This window comes from Mammaliicoccus fleurettii, from assembly GCF_002018435.1.
GTDB lineage: Bacteria > Bacillota > Bacilli > Staphylococcales > Staphylococcaceae > Mammaliicoccus > Mammaliicoccus fleurettii.
Genome location: NZ_MWJM01000012.1, coordinates 1 through 21,434, shown reverse-complemented (window position 1 = coordinate 21,434; position 21,434 = coordinate 1). Strand labels below are relative to the sequence as shown.

Below are 21,434 nucleotides of genomic sequence, written 5' to 3'. Positions count from 1 at the left end.
CTATCCTGCTTCCTTTTTCATAAACATATTATAAATAGCATATGCTGATAGATTATGTAATTTATCCATATTTAATACAATCATAATAAAACCTAATAACTGAATTGGATACGTAAAAATCATATCTGCTAATATGTAATTTATCATTATAAATATACCAAAAAGTGCTGCATATTTCTGTAAGAAACCAATAACTAGTGCAATACCAATCATCATTTCTCCAAGTGGAATAACCCACTCCCACAAAGTAGTATATGGTTCAATCATATACTCAAACATCAACTTATACCACATCGGGGAATCTTCGTTTTGAGCAATAACGTGTGTTAGTCCAGTTAAACTAAATCCTCCAGTGAATTTTTCATAACCTTGTATAAAAATCATCAATCCGCTCATTAAGCGAACGATTAAACATAAAAATTGAAATACTTTTTTCATGACATGCTCCTTTTAATAAAGTATTGGGGAAACTCAGTTGTCCTGAATTCCCCCTAGAATTTGAAGTTATTTTACTTTAATTTTGCACTTCCGAATACGACATGTGCTTTTTTACAATAAATTGTAACTTCATTATATTTAGATGTGTCCATATCTTTTAAATCAAAAGTTTGTTCCATCTTGTTATAATCTACTTTATCAATTTCCATGCCCTTATCAACATTTCCATCTTTCGTTAAATACACGTGTAAATCTGGTGCTTTAGAAGATTTGAAATCTGTAAGCATTAATTTGTTATCTTTAATCGTTGCTTTACCTTCCACCATTTCATCATTCATAGATTTGAACATGCCAGACATCATCATATCTTTATCTTTCATGTTGTCTTTTGACATATCTTTATCTTTCATTTCGCTTTTAGTATCCATATTCTCATCTTTTTTCATGTCATCATTGCCACATGCACCTAATAATAATGTTGTTGTTAATGCAAACGCACCTATAGTTGTCTTTGTTAAATTCATTTAACACATCTCCTCTTTAGTTGATATGTTAAGTGTATGCGCTATATAAGCATTAAACCATTAACTGTTTATTAACTACTATGAACTTATTATTAATTATTCATTTCTATAACTTTTCCAGAATTCGAATAACTGATTAGGACTTTTCGAGCCATATTGATGAATAAACCAGTCTCAACTACTCCAACAATAGAAATTAAGTCTTGGTTTAACTTTTCCGGATTGTTAATCACTTTAAAATCACAATCTAAAATATAATGATCATTGTCAGTTAAAAATATACCGTTATTGTCCATTCTTAAAGTAGCGTTACAACCTAGAACTTCAATTTCACGAGCAGTCACTTCCCAACCAAAAGGTACTACTTCAACAGGTAATTTAAACTTACCTAAAGTCTGAACATATTTAGATTCATCAATAATCACAATAAATTGATCCGTAGCATTTGCGACAATTTTCTCACGTAAAAGTGCACCACCCCCACCTTTAATCAGTTGGAAGTTCTCATCAACCTCGTCCGCCCCATCAATCACTAAATCTAAATGATTCACTTCAGAAAAATCAGTAAGCGGAATATTATTAGAACGCGCCCATTCAGCAGTCTTTTCAGAAGTAGGAATACCTTTAATATTTAACCCTTCTTTAATACGTTCACCTAAACTCTGAATAGCATAATACATAGTCGACCCCGTACCTAAGCCAACCACCATACCATCTTTAATATAATTTATCGCTTCATATGCAACACGTTTTTTAAGATCATCTTGATTCACACCGAACACCTCTTTTTAATAAAATGCTATATGAAATTTAGTTTAACATAATGTTAATCTATGTCTTGGTGGAACACTTCGATTAACGGCGGAGTTAATCTACAACTTATTCAATCTCTTCGATTAACGTCTGAGTTAATCTACAACTTACGCAATCTCTTCGATTAACGGCTGAGTTAATCTACAACTTTATCAATCTCTTCGATTAACGACTGAGTTAATCTACAACTTACGCAATCTCTTCGATTAACGGCGGAGTTAATCTACAACTTATCCAATCTCTTCGATTAACGGCGGAGTTAATCTACAACTTACGCAATCTCTTAGATTAACTACCGAGTTAATCTACAACTTCGGCAATCTCTTCGATTAACGGCGGAGTTAATCTACAACTTATCCAATCTCTTCGATTAACGACTGAGTTAATCTACAACTTTATCAATCTCTTCGATTAACGACTGAGTTAATCTACAACTTACGCAATCTCTTCGATTAACGTCTGAGTTAATCTACAACTTATCCAATCTCTTCGATTAACGGCTGAGTTAATCTACAACTTACGCAATCTCTTAGATTAACTACCGAGTTAATCTACAACTTCGGCAATCTCTTCGATTAACGGCGGAGTTAATCTACAACTTATCCAATCTCTTCGATTAACGACTGAGTTAATCTACAACTTTATCAATCTCTTCGATTAACGACTGAGTTAATCTACAACTTACGCAATCTCTTCGATTAACGTCTGAGTTAATCTACAACTTCGGCAATCTCTTCGATTAACGGCGGAGTTAATCTACAACTTACACAATCTCTTCGATTAACGGCTGAGTTAATCTACAACTTATCCAATCTCTTCGATTAACGGCTGAGTTAATCTACAACTTATCCAATCTCTTCGATTAACGGCGGAGTTAATCTACAACTTACGCAATCTCTTCGATTAACGGCGGAGTTAATCTACAACTTACGCAATCTCTTCGATTAACGGCGGAGTTAATCTACAACTTACAAACCAACTTTTCCATCCACCAGATATATTTACATTTATGACTGTTTGTTGTATCAACACTTGTCGTAGGTTCTTCAGCAGCATATATGACAACGAGTAATTCAGAAGCTCAAGCAGCAGAACAAGTTCAAAAATGGGGTCAAGGTGTAGGTGGATCTAGTGGTACAAATACACAAAGTACTTCAGAAACAAACGCACAAATTCCTTGGTATAAATACGAAGGTTATACAACATACGATCCTTACTTTACACTAGATTATAATTTCGTACGTGCATCTAAATATGACAATGTTACCATCGATGGTTATAAAGTAGATCCAAAAGCTTATAAAGATTATGCCTATTCTAAAAAAGTTTATGATACGACTGTAGATTTTAATGATAAAAACGAAGTCATTCAAATAAGTTTTAAAACTAAACCAAATACAGTAACAAAAGAAGCTTTCAAAAAAGCTCATGCCTCTAACGATATGGGAGAAGAAGGTCCAGATAGTGGCAATGGCACAATGATTCCTTATAATACAAACGATGCTTCATATAAAGCGTTCTTTGATGAAAATGGTTATTTGACTAAAATTATATATGGTCAATAACTTGATAATAAAATAGTAACAAAAAAGGACTGAGACAAATGATTTGTCTCAGTCCTTTTTCATTTTTATTTAGTATTTGAAGCTTTTTCATCTGTTCTAGGTAATGGATAAAATCCAGCGTTAAACTGTTTCCATAATGGTTCTGGCAATTCATGTTTGTCAGTTCTTTCTGGATCAAATACTGAAACGATTTCATCTTCTTTACCTTGTTCTATTTTTGAAACGAATTGATGATCAAGTAATAATTCTCTACCTATTGCGATTAAAGGCGCCCCTGTTTCATAAGCTGCTAATGCATCATCTGCAGTAAAGATTGATCCTATACCAATTAATGGAACACGACCATTGATCCAATCTAATAATAATTTCACACGTTGTTCACCTTTGTACTGTCCTTCTCTTGTTGTAGAATGGATATCCATTAATGAAACATGTAAATAATCAATAGGTTGTTCTGAAAGTGTCTTAACTAGCTCTTCAGTTAACTCCATAGAAATTCCTGGAGATTCAACTTCTTCAGGAGAGAAACGATATCCTACAATAAAGTCTGGTGTTGCATGTTCACGCACTACTTTAGTAACCGCTTCAACGATAGCTAAAGGATATTTTAAATGGTCTCCCCACTCATCTTCTCTACGGTTGTAATAAGGTGAGAAGAATTGGTGAATTAAGTAATGATTAGCACCATGAATTTCAACACCATCAAAGCCTGCATCAATTGCAATTTTAGTTGCATTAGCAAATGATTCAATAGAATGTTCTATTTCTTCAACAGTTAATTCACGAGCTGTATGTTTTTCTTTTTGTCCAAAGCCTTGTACTGCAACTTCACTTGGAGCAGCCGCTTCACCAGTTGGCGTTAAACCAGGTAGAGACATTGCACCACCATGATGAATTTGAATTAAAGCTTTCGCACCATTTTTCTTCATCACTTCAGCTTGCTTAGTTAATCCTGGAAGATCTTCCTCTTTAGAAACTGAAGGTTGACCAGGAAAAGCTTGTCCCAAAGGCTCAACATAACTAGCAGCAGTAAGAGAAATCCCTACATCTTTAGAACGTTTTTCTATATATGGAATTTCAATATCTGAGATAGTACCATCTTCATTTGAAGAAACATGAGTTAAAGGTGCTAAGACAAATCTATTTTTAACTTCTACACCATTAGGTAATTTTAAAGACTTAAATAAAGGTTCATATTTTTCATTCATTTTAGTAAATCCTCCTTATGAAATAACACTATACCACCATAAGAAATCAACACGCTACTTTAATGCTTATAAAAATAGTAAGAAATATATCGAAGACAGATTAGTTAAGTATTGATCGGGATTAATTAGGGAGATGTCTTCGATTATCGACTGAGTTAATCTACAACTTTACCCATCTCTTAGATTAACTACCAAGTTAATCTACAACTTATCCAATCTCTTCGATTAACTGACGAATTAATCTACAACTTAGCCAATCTCTTCGATTAACTACCGAATTAATCTACAACTTAACCAATCTCTTCGATTAACTGCCGAGTTAATCTACAACTTACACTATCTCTTCGATTAACGGCTGAGTTAATCTACAACTTACACCATCTCTTCGATTAATTACCGAATTAATCTACAACTTACACCATCTCTTCGATTAATTACCGAATTAATCTACAACTTAACCAATCTCTTCGATTAACTACTGAGTTAACCTACAACTTTACCAATCTCTTCGATTAACTGCCAAATTAATCTACGTCTCATGCTCATCTTTATTAACTTCTAATATTTGGTTTTTTAACGAAAGCCTTCTGAAATTTTTGTAATATCTAAATATCATTTAACAAAAATTTCATATAAACATGTATTAAGATTATCTATACATTAATTTTTGGACGATTTCGTTCACTAAAATAAATGATTTGTATAACATTTTACTCTATATGACATAAATCATTCAAACTATTGAACAGTTTGAATACTATTGATATGATTATACCCAACAAGTAAGCGCTTACTTTTAATGGTGAAAGGGGGAAATACTATGAAACTAACTGAACTTATTGATAAAGATACTTTTATTTTTGATGAATCAATCACTACAAAAAATGAACTATTTAATTCACTAACTGAAGTTTTGAATGAAAAAGGTTATTTAAAGAATGAGAAAAAGTTTCTAAAAGATTTATACAAACGGGAAGAAATTGTTTCAACGGGAATTGAAGATGGATTTGGCATACCACATACAAAGTCAAAATATATAAATAAACCAATAATTACTTTCGCAAAAACTTCTAGGTTATCTGATTATATTGCTTTAGATGACACAAAAATATATATAGTTTTTCTTATTGCGTTACCAAGAAACACTCATGAATCACATTTAGATCTACTAAGTGAATTAGCTAAATTACTAATGGATTCAGAGTTTCGCCAATATATTAAAAATGCTGAACAAGCAGATGAAATTACAAAAATTTTATCTGTATAGGAGGAATATTATGAATATAGTAGGTATTACAGCTTGTCCTACAGGAATTGCACATACTTATATGTCAGCAGAAAAATTAGAAGTTACAGCAAAAACACTTGGTCACAATATAAAAGTTGAAACTCAGGGGTCAAAAATCGAGAATATTTTGACCCAAGAAGAAATAAATAATGCCGATTTAATCTTACTCGCTATTGATAAAGAAATTGACTTAAATAGATTCGGTGGTAAAAAAGTTAAAAAAATTTCAACTGCACAAGCTATTAAGAATCCTGAAAATGCAATAAATGATGGTTTGAATGATATTGAAACCATATACATTGAAGATAATAATGAAAAGAACGGATTTACAAACAAAACTGGCATTTATAATCATTTTATGAACGGTGTAAATTATATGCTCCCCTTTGTAATAGCAGGCGGGATTTTAATAGCTATTAGTTTCGCCTTTGGGATCAATGCATCTGATCCTAATTCAGAATCATATAATAAATTAGCAGCTGCGCTTTCTAAAATTGGTGGTGACACCGCTTTTCAATTAATGGTGCCAGCCTTATCCGCTGGTATTGCATCTTCAATTGCGGGGCGAGCCGGATTTGCTCCTGGGTTAGTGGCAGGTACTCTAGCAACCGTGGATGGTTCAGGATTTTTGGGAGGAATGATCAGTGGGCTCATCGCTGGTTATGTAACTGATGCTTTGGCTAATAAAGTTAAAATACCAAAATCTATTTCAGCACTTTATCAACTCATTATTGTACCTTTAGTTTCTATTTTAATAGTTGGGCTTTCTATGATATTCCTTATTAATACCCCTATTGCATGGTTACTTGATACTTTAACACATTGGTTAAATAGCTTAGGTCAATCTTCTGGAATTTTATTCGGATTATTGATTGGGGCAATGATGGCTGCTGATATGGGTGGACCAATCAATAAATCTATTTCAACATTTTCTATCGGATTGATGTCAGCTGGTGTTACTGCCCCTATTGCAGCATGTATGGTAGCAGGTATGACGCCCCCTCTAGGTTTAGCATTAGCAACTCTAATATTTAAAAACAAGTTCACTCTAGAGGAAAGAACTTCAGGAAAATCTTGTTGGGTGTTAGGCGCCTCATATATTACTGAAGGTGCTATACCATTTGCCGTTGCTGATCCTCTACGGGTTATACCAAGTTTAATATTAGGTTCTGCTACTGCTGCTGCAATATCCATGGGAGCAAGTGTAACATCTTTAGCTCCACACGGCGGAATTTGGATCATGTTTATACCTAATGTTATTAATCATTTATTCATTTATTTAATTGCAATTATAAGTGGAACGCTTGTCACTGCATTATCTGTAGGATTATTAAAGAAAAAGGTTTCAGAAGAACAAATTAATAAGATTTAATTAATTTAATATAAATAAGGTGGAGATTTAATGTTATATAATATGAAAGACTTACTAAAAGTAGCAAATGATAATCAATTCGCAGTTCCAGCTTTTAACATATGTAGCTTTGACATGCTTAAATCCATTATGGAAAAAGCAGAATATCTTGATGCCCCTGTTATTCTAGAAATACATCCTGATGAAATTGAATATCTTGGAAACCACTTTGTTTCTGTAGTTAGAGCATATGCTTTAAATAGTAAAGTTCCTGTTGTAATTCACTTGGATCATGGTGGCACATTATATGATGTTACAAGAGCAATTAGAAATGGTTATACATCTGTGATGATAGATGCTTCAACAAAATCATTTGAAGATAATATAGCTATTACTAAAAAAGTTGTAGAAATGGCACATAATGTTGGCGTTTCAGTAGAAGCAGAATTAGGTACCATTGGTAATAATGGTTCTAGTGAGGGTGGAGCGGATGAGATAATATATACAGATCCTGACCAAGCTGAATACTTTGTTAATGAAACTAATATTGACACTTTAGCTGTAGCAATAGGAACATCTCATGGTTTGTATCCAAAAGGTAAACAACCCAAATTAAATATTGAATTACTAAAAGAAATTAATTCCAGATTATCCATACCAATAGTATTGCATGGTGGTTCAGGAAACCCTGACGAAGAAGTTCGTGAATCTGTACAACATGGAGTAGGAAAAGTTAATTTAAGTTCTGATTTGAAAAGCGTATTCTTTGAAGGGATTAGAAAGACTTTAATTGAAAATAAAAATATGTATGAACCCAACGAAATCTATCCAATTGCAAATGCAAGATTAAAAGAAGTAGTTGATTATAAAATGAATTTATTGAATACTGTAGGAAAAGCAAAGTTATATAATTAATAATTTATAAAGGCGGTCTATTTTATGCTTAAAATTATTGAAGAACGACAACAAATTATAATTAACCATCTAAAAATAGTTCAATTTGCAAGAACTCAAGATTTAATTGACTTAGTAAAGTATAGCGAAGCAACAGTCAAAAGAGATTTAATAGAATTAGAAAAAAAAGGTCTAGTCAGAAGAACTCGTGGTGGTGCTATGATTATAGACAATCAAAAAATAGATTTGCCCTATTTAATGAAAATTATTAATTTTAATGAGCAAGATAACAAACATAAACTTGCTGAAAAAGCAAAAACACTAATCACTGATGATATGGTCATTTTTTTAGATTCCAGTACTACTACGTTACACCTTATTAAAATGTTATCTAAATTTGAAGGCTTACAAATTATAACTAATGGCGTTCTCACAGCATCACTTTTATCAGAATTCACAGAAGCTCAAATTAATATTTTAGGAGGAACAGTAGTTAAAAAGAGAAATACCATTAATGGATCTAAAGCTTTTAATGATGCTCTGACATACAATGCAGACATATCTTTTGTTTCATGCAGAGGATTTGATTTAGAGAAAGGTACAACAGAAACTACTGAGGGGGAAGCATTAATAAAACAGGCATTTAGAAGAAATTCTAAGCACTTAGTTTTACTTGTCACAGAAGATAAATATCACAATCAGTACCTTCATAAAAGTTTAGCATTAAATGAAATAGATACTGTAATTACTGACTATAATTTATCGCATAATGATATTGACATATTAAAAAGAAATAACATTACATGTGTATATTAACATCAAAAAAACGAGAACTTCGAGGTTTTAACCGGAGTTCTCGTTATATAATTATCAGCATTTTAAGTACTATTTACATCCTGTGATTTGTATTAATAAAATAAAACACCTAATATTATCCCTATCAAAACAATAGACCATGACGGCAGTTTAAAATACATCAGTAATATAAATAATGAGCTGGCTAGTACAAAATCTAAATCTGATTTAATTGTTGAAGTCCAAATTGGATTATACAAAGCAGCGATAAGAATACCGACTACGCCTGCGCTTATTCCTTTTAAAAATCCTTCAGCGTAAGTGTTAGATTTAATAGCATCCCAAAATGGTAAGATTCCAAATAACAAAAGAAACGCTGGTAGGAAAATAGCAATAGTAGCCAAAAGTCCTCCCCCAAAGCCTGCTATAGTCATACCAATATATGAAGCAAACGTAAATAATGGACCAGGAACAGCTTGAGCGGCTGCATAACCTGTTATGAAGTTATCGGGTGATATTAATCCTTGTGGTACAAACTCATTTTTCAATAAAGGCAAGACAACATGTCCACCTCCAAAAACTAAAGAACCTGATCTATAAAAACTATCAAACATTTTTAACCATAGATTATTTGTCACAGAACTAACTATCGGTAATACAGTTAATAGTAAAAAGAATAATGATAATGAAATAAAACCTAATTTTTTTGGTAACTTAAATGATTTCCTTTTTATTTTAATTCTATCTGTTGAAGTTTGTTTTAGAAATATGAGACCATATACACCAGTTATTAATAGCGCAATAACTTGTATATAAAGATTATCTATTAATAACGATAATATAAGAACAAATAATGCTAATATAATAGTAGTTTTAGTATTTGTTAATTTTTTACCCATTCCTATAATAGCTTGGGCGACAATAGCAACAGCTACAAGTTTTAAACCTTGCAACCAAGTAAAACTTGCATCACTATTAGTAAATAGTGTTGAAAATATCATCAGTATAATTACAGAAGGAAGTGTAAAACCGATAAATGAGATAATACCTCCCCCGATGCCTCCTCTTATAGTTCCTATACCAATACCTACTTGGCTACTTGCAGGGCCAGGTAAAAACTGACATAGTGCTACCAAATCGGAGTACTCCTTTTCATCAAGCCACTTTCTTTTCTTAACATACTCATCATAAAAATAACCTAAATGAGCAGTTGGCCCCCCGAATGATAATAAACCCAGTTTTAATGCAACAAAAAATATATTTATATAATTATACATAAAGAGCTCCTTATATATCGCTGATTAATTTTTTATTCAACTATTGAATTCTTTAATTTTTTTGCCAATTTCATCTCTAACACGTTGGAATTCTGACCATTCTTTACCTGCTGGATCATCAAATCCCCAGTGTTCTTTTTTTACGTTTGGTGGTAGTATAGGACAATTATTGTCTGCATCACTACATAAGGTTACGACCAAATCTGATTGTTTTAAGATATCATTATCAATCAAGTCTGATGTATGATTTGAGATATCAATACTTACTTCTTTCATAGCTTCTACTGCTTTAGGGTTAACACCATGTGTCTCAATACCAGCAGAATAGACATTCCAATCTTCTCCTAATATTTCCTTTCCCCAACCTTCAGCCATTTGGCTACGACATGAGTTTCCAGTACATATAAAATAAATTGTCTTCTTATCCATAAATAAACCCTCTTTTCTTAAAATATGATTAGTGTAAGGTATAAACCTAAAAGTGTTACAAATAGTACTGGAATAGTAATAATGATTCCAGTTTTAAAGTATGTCCACCAAGAAATCTTTACTCCTTTTTGTGTTAAAACATGGAGCCACAATAATGTTGCTAAAGAACCAATTGGCGTAATTTTAGGACCTAAATCAGAACCGATTACATTCGCATATACCATTCCCTCTTTAATAGTACCTACTACATTAGATTGTCCAATAGCAATAGCGTCTATTAAAACAGTTGGCATGTTGTTCATAATAGAGGATAGGAATGCTGCTATAAAGCCCATACCCATGATACTGCTAAATAATCCATGACTTGAAATATTAGATAATACATCAGCTAAAATTGTTGTGATACCTACGTTTTTTAAACCAAATACAACTAAATACATACCAATAGAAAATAGAACGATGTTCCATGGTGCACCTTTAATCACTTGTTTTGTATGAACTGCTTTAGATTTACGAGCTAACATCACAAAGATAAAAGCAATAATACCAGCAATGATTGATACAGGAATTTGAATAAACTCACTTATAAGATAACCCACGAGTAATATTGCTAATACAACCCATGAAACTTTAAATAATTTCGGATCTTTAATTGCATCTTTTGGAGCTGTAAGATTTTCTGTATCGAATGTTTTCGGTATAGATTTTCTGAAATATAACCATAAAATAAGAATACTAGCAATCAGAGAGAATATATTAGGAATAATCATTCGACTAAAATACTCAATAAACCCAATATTAAAGTAATCTGCAGAAACAATATTAACTAAATTACTAACGATTAAAGGAAGTGATGTGGTATCAGCAATAAAACCACTGGCAATAATAAAAGGAAAAATCACTTTTTTATTAAATCCTAGATTCCTTACCATCGCTAATACAATGGGCGTTAAGATTAAAGCAGCACCATCATTTGCAAAAAATGCTGCTACAACTGCCCCTAAAAGCATGATAAAAACAAACATTTTTAATCCGTTACCGTTTGAAGCCTTGACCATATGTATCGCAGACCATTCAAAAAATCCAATTTCATCTAATATTAATGAAATAAGAATAACAGCTACAAATGTTAGGGTAGCATTCCAAACAATACCAGTTACTTCTAATACATCGGAAAAACTTACGACCCCTGTAATGATAGCAACGACAGCTCCAATTAAAGCTGTAATACCAATATCTAAGCCTTTAGGTTGCCATATTACAAAAATTAAAGTTAAAAGAAAAATTACAATTGCTAAAATTGTCATCAACATTCACCTGATTTCATATTTTTACACACACAACGTTGATTAGATTTATTAATGACTTTTAAATTTTGATTAATATCATCTAAAATTGCGTGATTAAGTTGATACATGTGTTTATTACCATTTTTTCGTGTAGTAACTAAATCGTTATCTACTAATGACTTCATGTGATGACTGAGCGTAGGTTGTGAGAATTGAAAGTGTTCTAGCAAGTCACAAGCACATAACTCACCGCAAGATAGTAAATCTAGTATTTCCAATCTACTCGGATCTGATAAAATTTTGAATATTGATGATAGTTCTTTATAAGACATAAAAATACCTCCTAGATATTAAATAGACTATCATCTATATAGCTTTATGTCTATATAGTTTCCACCTATTTCTAGTATTAAATTAGGATACGTTGTAAATAACTAGTTTTGATACCTTGCAAAAATTAAAATAATTATTTATAGTTAATACATCAAGAAAAGTTGATATATTGTTTTAGTATTTATAAAGGAGTCCAATTTTATGAGAGTAAATCACGCAAGTACACTGTCAGTTGATTATTTTGTTAGTTATTTAAATTTAATTATGATATCAAGGAAAGTTTCTCTAAAAAAAGCTATATTATATATGAAGAAAGAGTTTTTTAAAGGTGAAACGAATATATATGGTGAAATGACAGAAACTCATTTTAACCAAGCAATAAAAGAGCTTAAACAGAAATAGAGACATTTAAATATCAAAGAGGTGATTATTCAATGGAAGTAATTAAATCCAGTCCTAATAGAACTGAGGAAGAACAATTAGATTTTTATGAACAGATGTTTAATGCACTTGCTGATAAAATTAGACTTAAAATTTTGCATTCAATACGTCAAAGCGATACAAAATCTTTGTGTGTATGTGATTTGGAGAAAGTATTAGAACTAAAGCAATCAAAACTTTCTTATCATCTAAAAAAATTAGTAGCTGTAAATATTCTTATTGCTGAAAAACATGGTACATGGAACTATTATAAAATTAATGAGCAACAAATACAGGTAGTTTTGAATGAAGATACTTGTTGTAAGATATTATAAGTATCTTCTTTTAATATAAAGTTAATCAACTTTTTTTGATTAATATATCAAAAAAAGTTGATTAAACAAATTCGGAGGCATTATCCTAATGTTAGATTCAATTATAGATTTCATAAAAACATTTTTAATGTTGTTTTTTGAATTATTAATATTATTCATAATCGTGAGCTTTATTGTAAGTCTAATTCAACAAGTTGTTTCAGAAGATAAAATTAAAAGATTTTTGAGCAAACCTAACCAAGCGATTAATTATATATTTGGAATGGTATTTGGTGCTATTACACCATTTTGTTCCTGTTCCACAATACCCATACTCGCAGGTCTATTAAATTCTAAAATTCCTTTTGGACCGGCAATGAGTTTCTTGATTGCTTCACCATTAATGAATCCTTTAATGTTGTTTATGTTATGGGCTTTATTAGGTTGGAAAGTTGCTGTTGTTTATTTTGTAGTACTAGCAATTTTTAGTATTTTAACAGGTCTAATATTTTCAAAAATGAATTTAGCTGAAAGTTATAAAGGAGTTAATGTTAAAGGAGACGGATTTTTTGCTAACAAAACAGGGTCTCGTTTTAAACAAGCATTAAACGATGCGTGGGCATTTTTATACCCAATGCTACCTTATCTATTCATTGGTGTGTTTATTGGTGCATTTATATATGGGTTCGTACCTGCAACATTTATAACTAAATATGCAAGTGGCGATGGTATTATCTCTGTATTCATTGCTTCTGTTATTGGTATTCCTATGTATATCAGACCTGAAACAATGTTGCCTATAGCTGAAGCATTAGTATCAAAAGGTATGTCGCTAGGAACAGTTGTTGCATTGATAATTGGTGGTGCTGGGGCAAGTATTCCAGAAGTTGTATTGCTATCTAAGTTATTTAAGAAAAAATTTGTTGTATCATTTGTTATCGCAATTTTTGTTGTAGCTATTGCTACAGGATTAATTGTAAATATGATTGTTTAAATTTAAGAAGGATAAATAGTGAATCAAGTAGCGTCAGTAATCAATATATAAGGAGGTGTTAAAATGGAAAAAAACGCATTTAAAAAAGCTATTTCTAAATTAAAGCCTAAAAAGCAATCTTGTTGTTCCGTAGAGATTGAAGAAAATAAAGAGAGCACAGACGACCACAAAAATAAAGATCAACAGAATAATAAAGAATGACTTTCCTTGATAAATGAGAAAGAGCAGTATAATTATTATGTTTTTTTATATTTCTCAAAATTCTATCAATAAATTGTAAAAAAACTAAAAACGCCTACTAATGCGAGAAAAGAATTCTATGAATTACTTAAACAGGTTAATGATAGTCATGAGCCCGTTTTTATAAGTGGCTCTAAAAGCGAGAATAATGCAGTCATTATAGGACAAAAAGATTGGAATAGCATTCAAGAAACATTGTTTCTTGAATCAACAGGAACTATGGATAAAGTTAGAGAACGTGAAAAAGATAGTAGTGGCTATTCTGATATTGATGCCTTGGATTGGGATAATATCTAATGAGTAATTACAGTGTTTTTATTAAAAACTCAGCAAAATCAGACTTAAAGAAAATCAAACAATCACAACTTAAAACCCCGTTTTTAAAGATTGTAGAAACGTTAAAGGAAGATCCCTATTTTCCAAATCAGTCTTTTGAAAAGTTACAGCCCAAACATTTGGAACGTTATTCTAGAAGAATTAATCACCAACACAGGGTAGTTTATACAGTTAATGAAGATAGTAAAGAAGTCTTTATCACCTCAGCATGGTCTTATTACGAGTAAGTCAAAATACTCTCATCATAAGTTAAATATTAAGATTTTCTTCCTTACACTTTTATTACTTTATTCTTCTTTATTATCTTCTACTTTAGATTCTATGAGTTGAGTATATAGTTTTCTAACACCATCTTCATTTTTTTGAGAATTTTTTACTACACAATGAATATTGTAAGTGTTCTTTTCGATTTCCAATCACACTTAGCTTATTCAAATCTTTTATTTTCCCTCTTCTTTTTAATAATTCTTTTTGAAAGCCTAATACTTTTTTTGCTCTGTGTTATTTAAATCAACCATTTCAACAATATGTTACACATTAGTCACTATCTTTTCATATATAGTGAGTTGTTTCTTACTAAACTCTTCGATTAACTACCAAGTTAATCTACAACTTACAACATCTCTTCGATTAACTACCGAGTTAATCTACAACTTATCCAATCTCTTCGATTAACTACCGAGTTAATCTACAACTTACAACATCTCTTCGATTAACTACCAAGTTAATCTACAACTTTACCCATCTCTTCGATTAACTACCAAGTTAATCTACAACTTACAACATCTCTTCGATTAACTACCGAGTTAATCTACAACTTTCACCATCTCTTCGATTAACTACCAAGTTAATCTACAACTTACAACATCTCTTCGATTAACTACCAAGTTAATCTACAACTTATCCAATCTCTTCGATTAACTACCAAGTTAATCTACAACTTACAACATCTCTTCGATTAACTACCAAGTTAATCTACAACTTACAACATCTCTTCGATTAACTGCCAAGTTAATCTACAACTTACAACATCTCTTCGATTAACTACCGAGTTAATCGAAGACTTACCTCATCTTTTCAAAAATCGACTTAATATAAGCAGACTATATCTCATCTTTCCGATTATCTCCACATAAAAAAGCACTTCGTCATCTAGACGGAGTGCTCTTTATTCCTTCTTACTTCTCTTCTACTACTTTTTTGTTAGATCGTTTTTGTAATAACACGCCTAATACGCCAATAATGATTATGATTGCGATTACGCCTGCTAATCCTAAGAATTTTGCTATATATCCTACTACGATTCCTACTGCTAAGAAGTCAGTGTCTGAGAATGTAGTTGATGCTGCTCCTAAATCTCCCATAAATGGTAGGAGTAATAATGGTAAGAATGTTACTAATATACCGTTTAACGCTGATCCTGCAATGGCTCCTTTTATTCCGCCTCTTGCATTACCGAATACGCCTGCTGTTGCTCCTAAGAAGAAGTGTGGTACAACGCCTGGTAATATTACGACGCCTCCTATAAGGAACATGATTAACATGCCTATAACTCCAGTGACGAAACTGACGAAAAATCCTATTAACACAGCATTTTGTGCGTAAGGGAATACAATCGGACAGTCTAATGCTGGTTTCGTATTTGGTACGAGTTTTTCTGAAATACCTTTAAATGCTGGTACGATTTCAGCTAAAATTAATCTCACACCTGTCAAAATGATAAATACCCCTGCTGCAAATGTTACACCTTGAATAACTGAGAATACTATAAAGTTAGTACCGTCACTTAATTCTGAATGTACGAAAGTTGGTCCTGCAAATAATGCAGCTATAATATAAAGTACGATCATTGTTAATGAAATACTTATTGTACTTTCTCTCAAGAAACTTAATCCTTTAGGAAACTTAATATCTTCTGTTGATTTTGATTTCCCAGAAAATAATTTACCAATTTCTCCTGCTGCCCAGTAACTTACTGTTCCAAAATGACCTATTGCTACTTGGTCTGATCCAGTGATTTTTTTCATTGTGGATTGTCCAAGTGCTGGTAATACTGCCATAATCAGTCCTAAAATAATTGACCCCATTATAACTGTCATTGTTCCTGTAATATTACCTACAGTTAACAGTATTGCTAGAAAAGCTGCCATATAAAATGTGTGATGACCTGTTAAGAAAATATATTTTAAGTTTGTAAATCTTGCGATAAATATATTAACTAACATCCCGAACATCATAATTAAAGCTGCTGTTGTTCCGTAATCTTTTAAAGCAATGGATATAATGGCTTCGTTATTTGGAACGACACCTTGTACACCAAATGCTTCTTGAAACATCTTCCCGAACGGTTCTAATGAATTTGTAACAACACCTGCTCCAGCACTTAATACAAGAAAGCCTAGAATTGTTTTAATTGTACCTGATGTAATATCAGCTGCTGATTTTTTCTGTACAATTAAACCAATCAATGCGATAAGTGCTACAAGTATAGCAGGTTGACTAAAAACATCTACAAAAAATCCTAATATTGAATTCATGATGCAGTCTCCCCTTTGTTTATAAAATGTTCAGTGCTTTTAATTTTTCTTCTAGTTTATTTTGTAATTCTTCTTTATCTAAAATGTTATCTAGCACAACAACTTCACCTAATCTTTGTGCATTTTCTTCTAAATCTCTACCACAGATAAAGACATCAGCCATATCAGGACTTGCTGACATTATGTCACTATGTTCAACTTTAACATCATCTGGAGCTTGTAAATTTTTCAGTGCTTCCTGTGCATTCATTTCAACCATGAAACTACTTCCTAAACCGTGTCCACAAACTACTAAAATTTTCATATTAATCATTCTCCTTAAATATATTTATAATTTCTGATTTATTTTTTGCTAAAACAAGTGATTGAACTGTTTCTTTATCACTTAAAATTGTTGCTAGTTTTTTTAAAATTTCGAGATGCGCTTCGTTATCGATGGCACTTAATACAAATACTAATGACGCAAAATGACTATTGTCCGAAAAGTTAATGTGTTCATCTAGTTTAAGTAAACTTAATCCTACTTTATTCACATTCTCGTTAGGTCTTGCATGTGCAATCGCAATTTCAGGTGCAATTACAATGTAAGGTCCCATATCATGAACACTCTTAATCATTGAATCGACATAATCCTTATTAAAATAATCTTCCTGTAATAATGGTGCTGCAGCTATTTGGATACCTTCTTCCCAGTTAGCAACTTTATCTTTCAATTGTATATGTTCTTCTTTTATAATTTGGGTCAAATTTAGACACCCTCCTCATTTTGGCTCACCGTTTTGATGAGTTGTAATATTCTTTCTTTGTTACCTTTAATCATTTCATTTCTATTTTCTTCATTCATAATGATTTGGCTTAACTGACCAAGTGCGTTCAAATGTATTTGAGATTGACTAGTAGCGAGTATAACCACGACTTTTACAGGATCAAATCGTTCATGTCCAAAGTCGATTCCATCTTCAAAATGAACAATGGACATACTTACAGGAACATTTACATTCTCAAAATTTGAATGCAATAATGCGATATTTGGTCCAATCACCATATAAGGCCCAAATTTATCTAGGTGGTCAACAATTTCATCACCATATTGTTTATTTACGTGGTCTGCATCTACTAAAGTTTGTACACTTTTTTTGATTGCTTCATTTCTGCTCGTAGCTTTAATATGTGTTTGAATATGATGTTCAGGTATGACATCTTCTAAGCTAGGTCCTACCATTTTGAAACTAGAAATATATCTTTCTCTATAATCATTAATCATGTGATTGATTTTATTTCTATCTTCTTTATTTAAAAATGGTGAAACTTCGATAGTCGGTACTGAAAAGCCATCAACCGGTACAGTTGAAAGGATATAGTCTACTCCATGTGATTTTAGAAAACTTTCCGAAATATCATAAATTGAAAAAGCATCTAAGATTTCTAATTCTGGATAAATATTCTTAATACGACTTTTCAACAATTGTGAAGTCCCAACACCAGAACCACATAACAAGATGACTTTAATTTGAGTTGTTTCTTCGCTAGATAATCGTTCTATTGAAGAAGCAAAATGCAGTGCTAAATATGCAATTTCATCTTCATTAAACGTAACTTGATATCCTTCTTCTAATATCCAAACTTGTTTTTTAATCGCTTGTACTAAATCTTGATACTCTTTTAAGATTTCATTTTTCAATGGATTTGAATGTTCCATATTAAAAGTCATTCTATGGATGGCGGGTTGTAAATGTGTAACAAGACCCGTCAGCAATTTATGATCGTGAATGAGCGGAATACCTATTTGAGCACTGACTTTTTGAATGAACAAACTAGATAAATGAGATAAATTTTGTTGTGTTTCTTCTTGATGAAATTTATTTACCCTAGCACCTAATAAATGTAATGTAATAAATGCAGCTTCACTTTTAGGAAACTCAATATCAAATCATTTTTCTAACTCGGTGGTAATTTGAATTGCAATGTTAAACGCGTCCGTATTACTTAACCTCTCATACTCTTCATCAGGAATTTCAAAAACAAATTTCTTTTTCGCGCGATGAATTGCAATAATAATGTGATAAATCAATCCATCAATACCAACTTGAACTAATTGAAAATCTTGTTCACTTATTGTTGTAATGACAGCACGTCTTATTTTTTCAAGTTCATCTTTAGAAAAAATTTCAATTCCAATTTGAGCAGTAGATTTACGAAAATACTCATTCACCACGTTGGCATAAGCTTCTCTTAAATTCTTTTCATTACCTTCAATAACAAATCCTTTATTCTTTTTATATTCCAGAATAAGAGCATATTCTTCTAACCAAAGCTGTACAGACTTCAAATCATCTACAACCGTTCGGCGTGATACATTAAGAAGATCAGCTAAACTTTGAGAACTAATCGGACTTGAAGATTCAAATAAACTTAAGATAATCTGTTCTTTTCTTTCATTTTTAGAATAATGAATGTCCAATTCGACATTAGAATTTTCATTATAATTTTCTTTTTGTGATAATTTGACGCCCAAACTTTTATTTCTATCAACATCAACATTCAAATCATTTTTAAACGATTCAATAAACTCCAAATCATATTGAATCGTCCGTTCAGTAACTTGAAATAAAGATGCCAATTCAGAGATCATTACGAAGTCCTTCTCAGCTGATAAATATGACAATATATTTCTTTGACGTTTGCTAAGCAATCAAATAACCTCCTTGTTTATATTGTAAGCGTTTGCTTAAAGTTATAGATGTGTAATCTACTTCGTTTTATAATCCGAAACATTTCACATCAATGCAAATAATAAGAACTTTTAGAGTTGGGAGTGGACTTAATCTATGTCTCCAACCTCAAAAAAGCTGAGACAAGTAATTTGTCTCAGCATTTAAATATTTTATATAGTTGTTCATATTCAGTTCATATATTTGTATTAATATTTTATTTGTTAATAAAAACAATTAAAAGGAGAAACAATAATGAAAAGATTATTTTACAGTTCAGCAATTTACACGGCATTAGGATTATTAAGTGGACTATTCTATAGAGAAATGAGCAGAGCTAACGACTTCGAAGGTTACTCTCAATTAAATGTTACGCATACACATATGCTCGTATTAGGTACAATCATGTTTCTAGTATTCTTACTTATAGAGAAAAACTTTAGCCTAACAAGAAATCACAAACTATTTAACTGGTTCTTCATCACGTATCACGTAGGTCTACTATTAACAGTTGCTATGCAAATGACAAACGGAATTATGACAATAAAAGGTATAGAAGCTAGCCCAGCAATTGCAGGTATGTCAGGGTTAGGACATATATTCTTATCAGTTGCATTCATCTTATTCTATGTACTATTAAATAAAAGCTATGAATTTAAAAAGCATTAAGAATCAATAAGAAGCAGGATTCATAATTTAGATTGTGAATCCCACGATATCTTTGGAGTCTTCGTGCATTATATACTTGCTTGATTTGAACTTAATAAGTTAAACGTACAAGCCTGGGACATATATCCCAGGCTTGTCATTATGTTAGGGACATAATTCTGAGTAATGTCCGTAAGAGGTACTGTTAGGGACATAATTCCAAGTAATGTCCGTAAGAGGTACTGTTAGGGACATAATTCCAAGTAATGTCCGCAAGAGGTACTGTTAGGGACATAATTCCGAGTAATGTCCGTAAGAGGTGTCGTTAGGGACATAATTCTGAGTAATGTCCGTAAGAGGTACTGTTAGGGACATAATTCTGAGTAATGTCCGCAAGAGGTACTGTTAGGGACATAATTCCGAGTAATGTCCGCAAGAGGTGTCGTTAGGGACATAATTCCGAGTAATGTCCGTAAGAAGGGTCGTTAGGGACATAATTCTGAGTAATGTCCGCAAGAGGTACTGTTAGGGACATAATTCCGAGTAATGTCCGTAAGAGGAGCTTCCTAAGGAGCACTATTCGGAATTCTGCCAGTTAGATCTTTCTAAAGAGCACTATCCAGAATTCTGCCAGTTAGAACAACCTAAGGAGCACTATCCAGAATATTACAAGTTAGCGCACGACCTTATGCACGACCTCATATACGCCAAGCCCCCAATCAAGATCCACAACCAAGCCTATCCACAAACCACACATCGCCCACTTCCTCCACACTAAAAAGAGCCGAGACAATTAATTTGTCCCGGCCTCATATATTTATAGCTATGTTATGCATGTCCTCTATTAAATCTACGTGCATATTCTTTAAAAGTGATAAAGCATTTATTTTTTTCGTCATAAAGTTTATATTTTAAAGATTCGAAGCTATCTTTGATTGTAATTGTAGTTGCATGATGTAATGGTGGTGTCTTTTCATGTGCTTGTTCTAATTGATAGTTTGGTATTCTTGGGCTTAAGTGATGCACATGG

The 21,434-nt window shown here is 32.0% G+C and carries 25 protein-coding genes and 1 pseudogene; 12 read left to right on the top strand and 14 right to left on the bottom strand.

Features of this window, described 5'->3' with window-relative positions:
- The 3 genes from B2G86_RS09850 to rpiA form a co-directional block, all read right to left on the bottom strand.
- Positions 1-438, bottom strand: coding sequence for a DoxX family protein (locus B2G86_RS09850; protein ID WP_078357932.1), 438 nt, complete (start codon positions 436-438; stop codon positions 1-3).
- Positions 439-509: 71 nt separating this feature from the next.
- Positions 510-962, bottom strand: a complete 453-nt coding sequence (locus B2G86_RS09845; RefSeq protein WP_078357931.1) for a DM13 domain-containing protein — start codon at positions 960-962, stop codon at positions 510-512.
- Positions 963-1,054: 92 nt separating this feature from the next.
- Positions 1,055-1,735 (bottom strand): ribose-5-phosphate isomerase RpiA, encoded by a 681-nt coding sequence (rpiA, locus tag B2G86_RS09840; RefSeq protein ID WP_078357930.1) that lies wholly within the window; start codon positions 1,733-1,735, stop codon positions 1,055-1,057.
- Positions 1,736-2,788: 1,053 nt separating this feature from the next.
- Here rpiA and isaB point away from each other — a divergent pair.
- Positions 2,789-3,340: an immunodominant staphylococcal antigen IsaB family protein gene (gene isaB, locus B2G86_RS09835; protein WP_078357929.1), complete on the top strand. Its 552-nt coding sequence runs from the start codon at positions 2,789-2,791 to the stop codon at positions 3,338-3,340.
- A gap of 65 nt (positions 3,341-3,405) precedes the next feature.
- Here the strand turns inward: isaB and B2G86_RS09830 are convergent, their stop codons facing one another.
- Complete coding sequence (locus tag B2G86_RS09830) at positions 3,406-4,548, bottom strand: NADH-dependent flavin oxidoreductase (RefSeq protein ID WP_078357928.1); 1,143 nt, start codon at positions 4,546-4,548, stop codon at positions 3,406-3,408.
- Between the two features lie 820 nt (positions 4,549-5,368).
- Here B2G86_RS09830 and B2G86_RS09825 point away from each other — a divergent pair.
- The 4 genes from B2G86_RS09825 to B2G86_RS09810 are packed head-to-tail and all read left to right on the top strand — an operon-like array spanning position 5,369 to position 8,897.
- Positions 5,369-5,815 carry a PTS sugar transporter subunit IIA gene (locus B2G86_RS09825; RefSeq protein ID WP_078357927.1) on the top strand — a complete coding sequence of 149 codons (447 nt, stop codon included), beginning with the start codon at positions 5,369-5,371 and terminating at the stop codon, positions 5,813-5,815.
- Between the two features lie 10 nt (positions 5,816-5,825).
- Positions 5,826-7,208, top strand: a complete 1,383-nt coding sequence (locus B2G86_RS09820; RefSeq protein WP_078357926.1) for a PTS fructose transporter subunit IIC — start codon at positions 5,826-5,828, stop codon at positions 7,206-7,208.
- A 30-nt stretch (positions 7,209-7,238) separates the two neighbouring features.
- Positions 7,239-8,102: a ketose-bisphosphate aldolase gene (locus B2G86_RS09815; RefSeq protein ID WP_078357925.1), complete on the top strand. Its 864-nt coding sequence runs from the start codon at positions 7,239-7,241 to the stop codon at positions 8,100-8,102.
- A gap of 24 nt (positions 8,103-8,126) precedes the next feature.
- A complete protein-coding gene (locus tag B2G86_RS09810) occupies positions 8,127-8,897 on the top strand; it encodes a DeoR/GlpR family DNA-binding transcription regulator (protein WP_078357924.1) in 771 nt (256 codons plus the stop codon).
- 92 nt (positions 8,898-8,989) lie between these two features.
- Here B2G86_RS09810 and chrA read toward each other — a convergent pair whose 3' ends face one another.
- From chrA to B2G86_RS09790, 4 genes are read right to left on the bottom strand one after another with little or no spacing between them, the layout of a single operon-like run.
- Entirely contained in the window at positions 8,990-10,153 is a 1,164-nt protein-coding gene (gene chrA, locus B2G86_RS09805; RefSeq protein WP_078357923.1) for a chromate efflux transporter, read from the bottom strand.
- A 36-nt stretch (positions 10,154-10,189) separates the two neighbouring features.
- On the bottom strand, positions 10,190-10,582 hold the full coding sequence (arsC, locus tag B2G86_RS09800; protein ID WP_078357922.1) for an arsenate reductase (thioredoxin): 393 nt from the start codon (positions 10,580-10,582) through the stop codon (positions 10,190-10,192).
- 17 nt (positions 10,583-10,599) lie between these two features.
- On the bottom strand, positions 10,600-11,889 hold the full coding sequence (gene arsB / locus B2G86_RS09795; protein ID WP_078357921.1) for an arsenite efflux transporter membrane subunit ArsB: 1,290 nt from the start codon (positions 11,887-11,889) through the stop codon (positions 10,600-10,602).
- Entirely contained in the window at positions 11,889-12,203 is a 315-nt protein-coding gene (locus tag B2G86_RS09790) for an ArsR/SmtB family transcription factor (RefSeq protein ID WP_078357920.1), read from the bottom strand. Before B2G86_RS09790 ends, arsB begins: the two co-directional genes overlap by 1 nt.
- A 202-nt stretch (positions 12,204-12,405) precedes the next feature.
- Here B2G86_RS09790 and B2G86_RS09785 point away from each other — a divergent pair, with 202 nt between their 5' ends.
- The 6 genes from B2G86_RS09785 (at position 12,406) to B2G86_RS09765 (ending at position 14,735) form a co-directional block, all read left to right on the top strand.
- A complete protein-coding gene (locus B2G86_RS09785; protein WP_078357919.1) occupies positions 12,406-12,606 on the top strand; it encodes a hypothetical protein in 201 nt (66 codons plus the stop codon).
- A 32-nt stretch (positions 12,607-12,638) separates the two neighbouring features.
- Positions 12,639-12,959 (top strand): ArsR/SmtB family transcription factor, encoded by a 321-nt coding sequence (locus tag B2G86_RS09780; protein ID WP_078357918.1) that lies wholly within the window; start codon positions 12,639-12,641, stop codon positions 12,957-12,959.
- Positions 12,960-13,047: 88 nt separating this feature from the next.
- Positions 13,048-13,932, top strand: coding sequence for a permease (locus tag B2G86_RS09775; protein ID WP_078357917.1), 885 nt, complete (start codon positions 13,048-13,050; stop codon positions 13,930-13,932).
- A gap of 63 nt (positions 13,933-13,995) precedes the next feature.
- Positions 13,996-14,133, top strand: a complete 138-nt coding sequence (locus B2G86_RS13435; RefSeq protein ID WP_088369003.1) for a hypothetical protein — start codon at positions 13,996-13,998, stop codon at positions 14,131-14,133.
- A gap of 72 nt (positions 14,134-14,205) precedes the next feature.
- Positions 14,206-14,469 carry a type II toxin-antitoxin system Phd/YefM family antitoxin gene (locus B2G86_RS09770; protein ID WP_078357916.1) on the top strand — a complete coding sequence of 88 codons (264 nt, stop codon included), beginning with the start codon at positions 14,206-14,208 and terminating at the stop codon, positions 14,467-14,469.
- On the top strand, positions 14,469-14,735 hold the full coding sequence (locus tag B2G86_RS09765; RefSeq protein ID WP_078357915.1) for a Txe/YoeB family addiction module toxin: 267 nt from the start codon (positions 14,469-14,471) through the stop codon (positions 14,733-14,735). The genes B2G86_RS09770 and B2G86_RS09765 overlap by 1 nt, the downstream gene beginning before the upstream one ends.
- Positions 14,736-15,686: 951 nt before the next feature.
- Here B2G86_RS09765 and B2G86_RS09760 read toward each other — a convergent pair.
- The 5 genes from B2G86_RS09760 to B2G86_RS13575 form a co-directional block, all read right to left on the bottom strand.
- Entirely contained in the window at positions 15,687-17,045 is a 1,359-nt protein-coding gene (locus B2G86_RS09760) for a PTS ascorbate transporter subunit IIC (RefSeq protein ID WP_078357914.1), read from the bottom strand.
- 19 nt (positions 17,046-17,064) lie between these two features.
- A complete protein-coding gene (locus B2G86_RS09755; protein WP_078357913.1) occupies positions 17,065-17,349 on the bottom strand; it encodes a PTS sugar transporter subunit IIB in 285 nt (94 codons plus the stop codon).
- A gap of 1 nt (position 17,350) precedes the next feature.
- Entirely contained in the window at positions 17,351-17,791 is a 441-nt protein-coding gene (locus B2G86_RS09750) for a PTS sugar transporter subunit IIA (protein WP_078357912.1), read from the bottom strand.
- A 2-nt stretch (positions 17,792-17,793) separates the two neighbouring features.
- Positions 17,794-18,858, bottom strand: coding sequence for a BglG family transcription antiterminator (locus B2G86_RS13580; protein ID WP_338011998.1), 1,065 nt, complete (start codon positions 18,856-18,858; stop codon positions 17,794-17,796).
- A 117-nt stretch (positions 18,859-18,975) separates the two neighbouring features.
- Entirely contained in the window at positions 18,976-19,737 is a 762-nt protein-coding gene (locus tag B2G86_RS13575; protein ID WP_338011997.1) for a BglG family transcription antiterminator, read from the bottom strand.
- Between the two features lie 274 nt (positions 19,738-20,011).
- On the opposite strand from B2G86_RS13575, the gene B2G86_RS09740 reads away from it, so the two are divergent.
- Positions 20,012-20,425 carry a DUF2871 domain-containing protein gene (locus B2G86_RS09740; RefSeq protein ID WP_078357911.1) on the top strand — a complete coding sequence of 138 codons (414 nt, stop codon included), beginning with the start codon at positions 20,012-20,014 and terminating at the stop codon, positions 20,423-20,425.
- An 807-nt stretch (positions 20,426-21,232) separates the two neighbouring features.
- Here the strand turns inward: B2G86_RS09740 and B2G86_RS09735 are convergent.
- A pseudogene (locus B2G86_RS09735) lies at positions 21,233-21,434 on the bottom strand (fatty acid desaturase); the annotation flags it as partial.

Coding starts and splice junctions, on each gene's coding strand:
- B2G86_RS09850 (WP_078357932.1), bottom strand. CDS start 438: ATGAAAAAAGTATTTCAATTTTTATGTTTAATCGTTCGCTTAATGAGC.
- B2G86_RS09845 (WP_078357931.1), bottom strand. CDS start 962: ATGAATTTAACAAAGACAACTATAGGTGCGTTTGCATTAACAACAACA.
- B2G86_RS09830 (WP_078357928.1), bottom strand. CDS start 4,548: ATGAATGAAAAATATGAACCTTTATTTAAGTCTTTAAAATTACCTAAT.
- B2G86_RS09825 (WP_078357927.1), top strand. CDS start 5,369: ATGAAACTAACTGAACTTATTGATAAAGATACTTTTATTTTTGATGAA.
- B2G86_RS09820 (WP_078357926.1), top strand. CDS start 5,826: ATGAATATAGTAGGTATTACAGCTTGTCCTACAGGAATTGCACATACT.
- B2G86_RS09815 (WP_078357925.1), top strand. CDS start 7,239: ATGTTATATAATATGAAAGACTTACTAAAAGTAGCAAATGATAATCAA.
- B2G86_RS09810 (WP_078357924.1), top strand. CDS start 8,127: ATGCTTAAAATTATTGAAGAACGACAACAAATTATAATTAACCATCTA.
- chrA (WP_078357923.1), bottom strand. CDS start 10,153: ATGTATAATTATATAAATATATTTTTTGTTGCATTAAAACTGGGTTTA.
- arsC (WP_078357922.1), bottom strand. CDS start 10,582: ATGGATAAGAAGACAATTTATTTTATATGTACTGGAAACTCATGTCGT.
- arsB (WP_078357921.1), bottom strand. CDS start 11,889: ATGACAATTTTAGCAATTGTAATTTTTCTTTTAACTTTAATTTTTGTA.
- B2G86_RS09790 (WP_078357920.1), bottom strand. CDS start 12,203: ATGTCTTATAAAGAACTATCATCAATATTCAAAATTTTATCAGATCCG.
- B2G86_RS09785 (WP_078357919.1), top strand. CDS start 12,406: ATGAGAGTAAATCACGCAAGTACACTGTCAGTTGATTATTTTGTTAGT.
- B2G86_RS09780 (WP_078357918.1), top strand. CDS start 12,639: ATGGAAGTAATTAAATCCAGTCCTAATAGAACTGAGGAAGAACAATTA.
- B2G86_RS09775 (WP_078357917.1), top strand. CDS start 13,048: ATGTTAGATTCAATTATAGATTTCATAAAAACATTTTTAATGTTGTTT.
- B2G86_RS13435 (WP_088369003.1), top strand. CDS start 13,996: ATGGAAAAAAACGCATTTAAAAAAGCTATTTCTAAATTAAAGCCTAAA.
- B2G86_RS09765 (WP_078357915.1), top strand. CDS start 14,469: ATGAGTAATTACAGTGTTTTTATTAAAAACTCAGCAAAATCAGACTTA.
- B2G86_RS09760 (WP_078357914.1), bottom strand. CDS start 17,045: ATGAATTCAATATTAGGATTTTTTGTAGATGTTTTTAGTCAACCTGCT.
- B2G86_RS09755 (WP_078357913.1), bottom strand. CDS start 17,349: ATGAAAATTTTAGTAGTTTGTGGACACGGTTTAGGAAGTAGTTTCATG.
- B2G86_RS09740 (WP_078357911.1), top strand. CDS start 20,012: ATGAAAAGATTATTTTACAGTTCAGCAATTTACACGGCATTAGGATTA.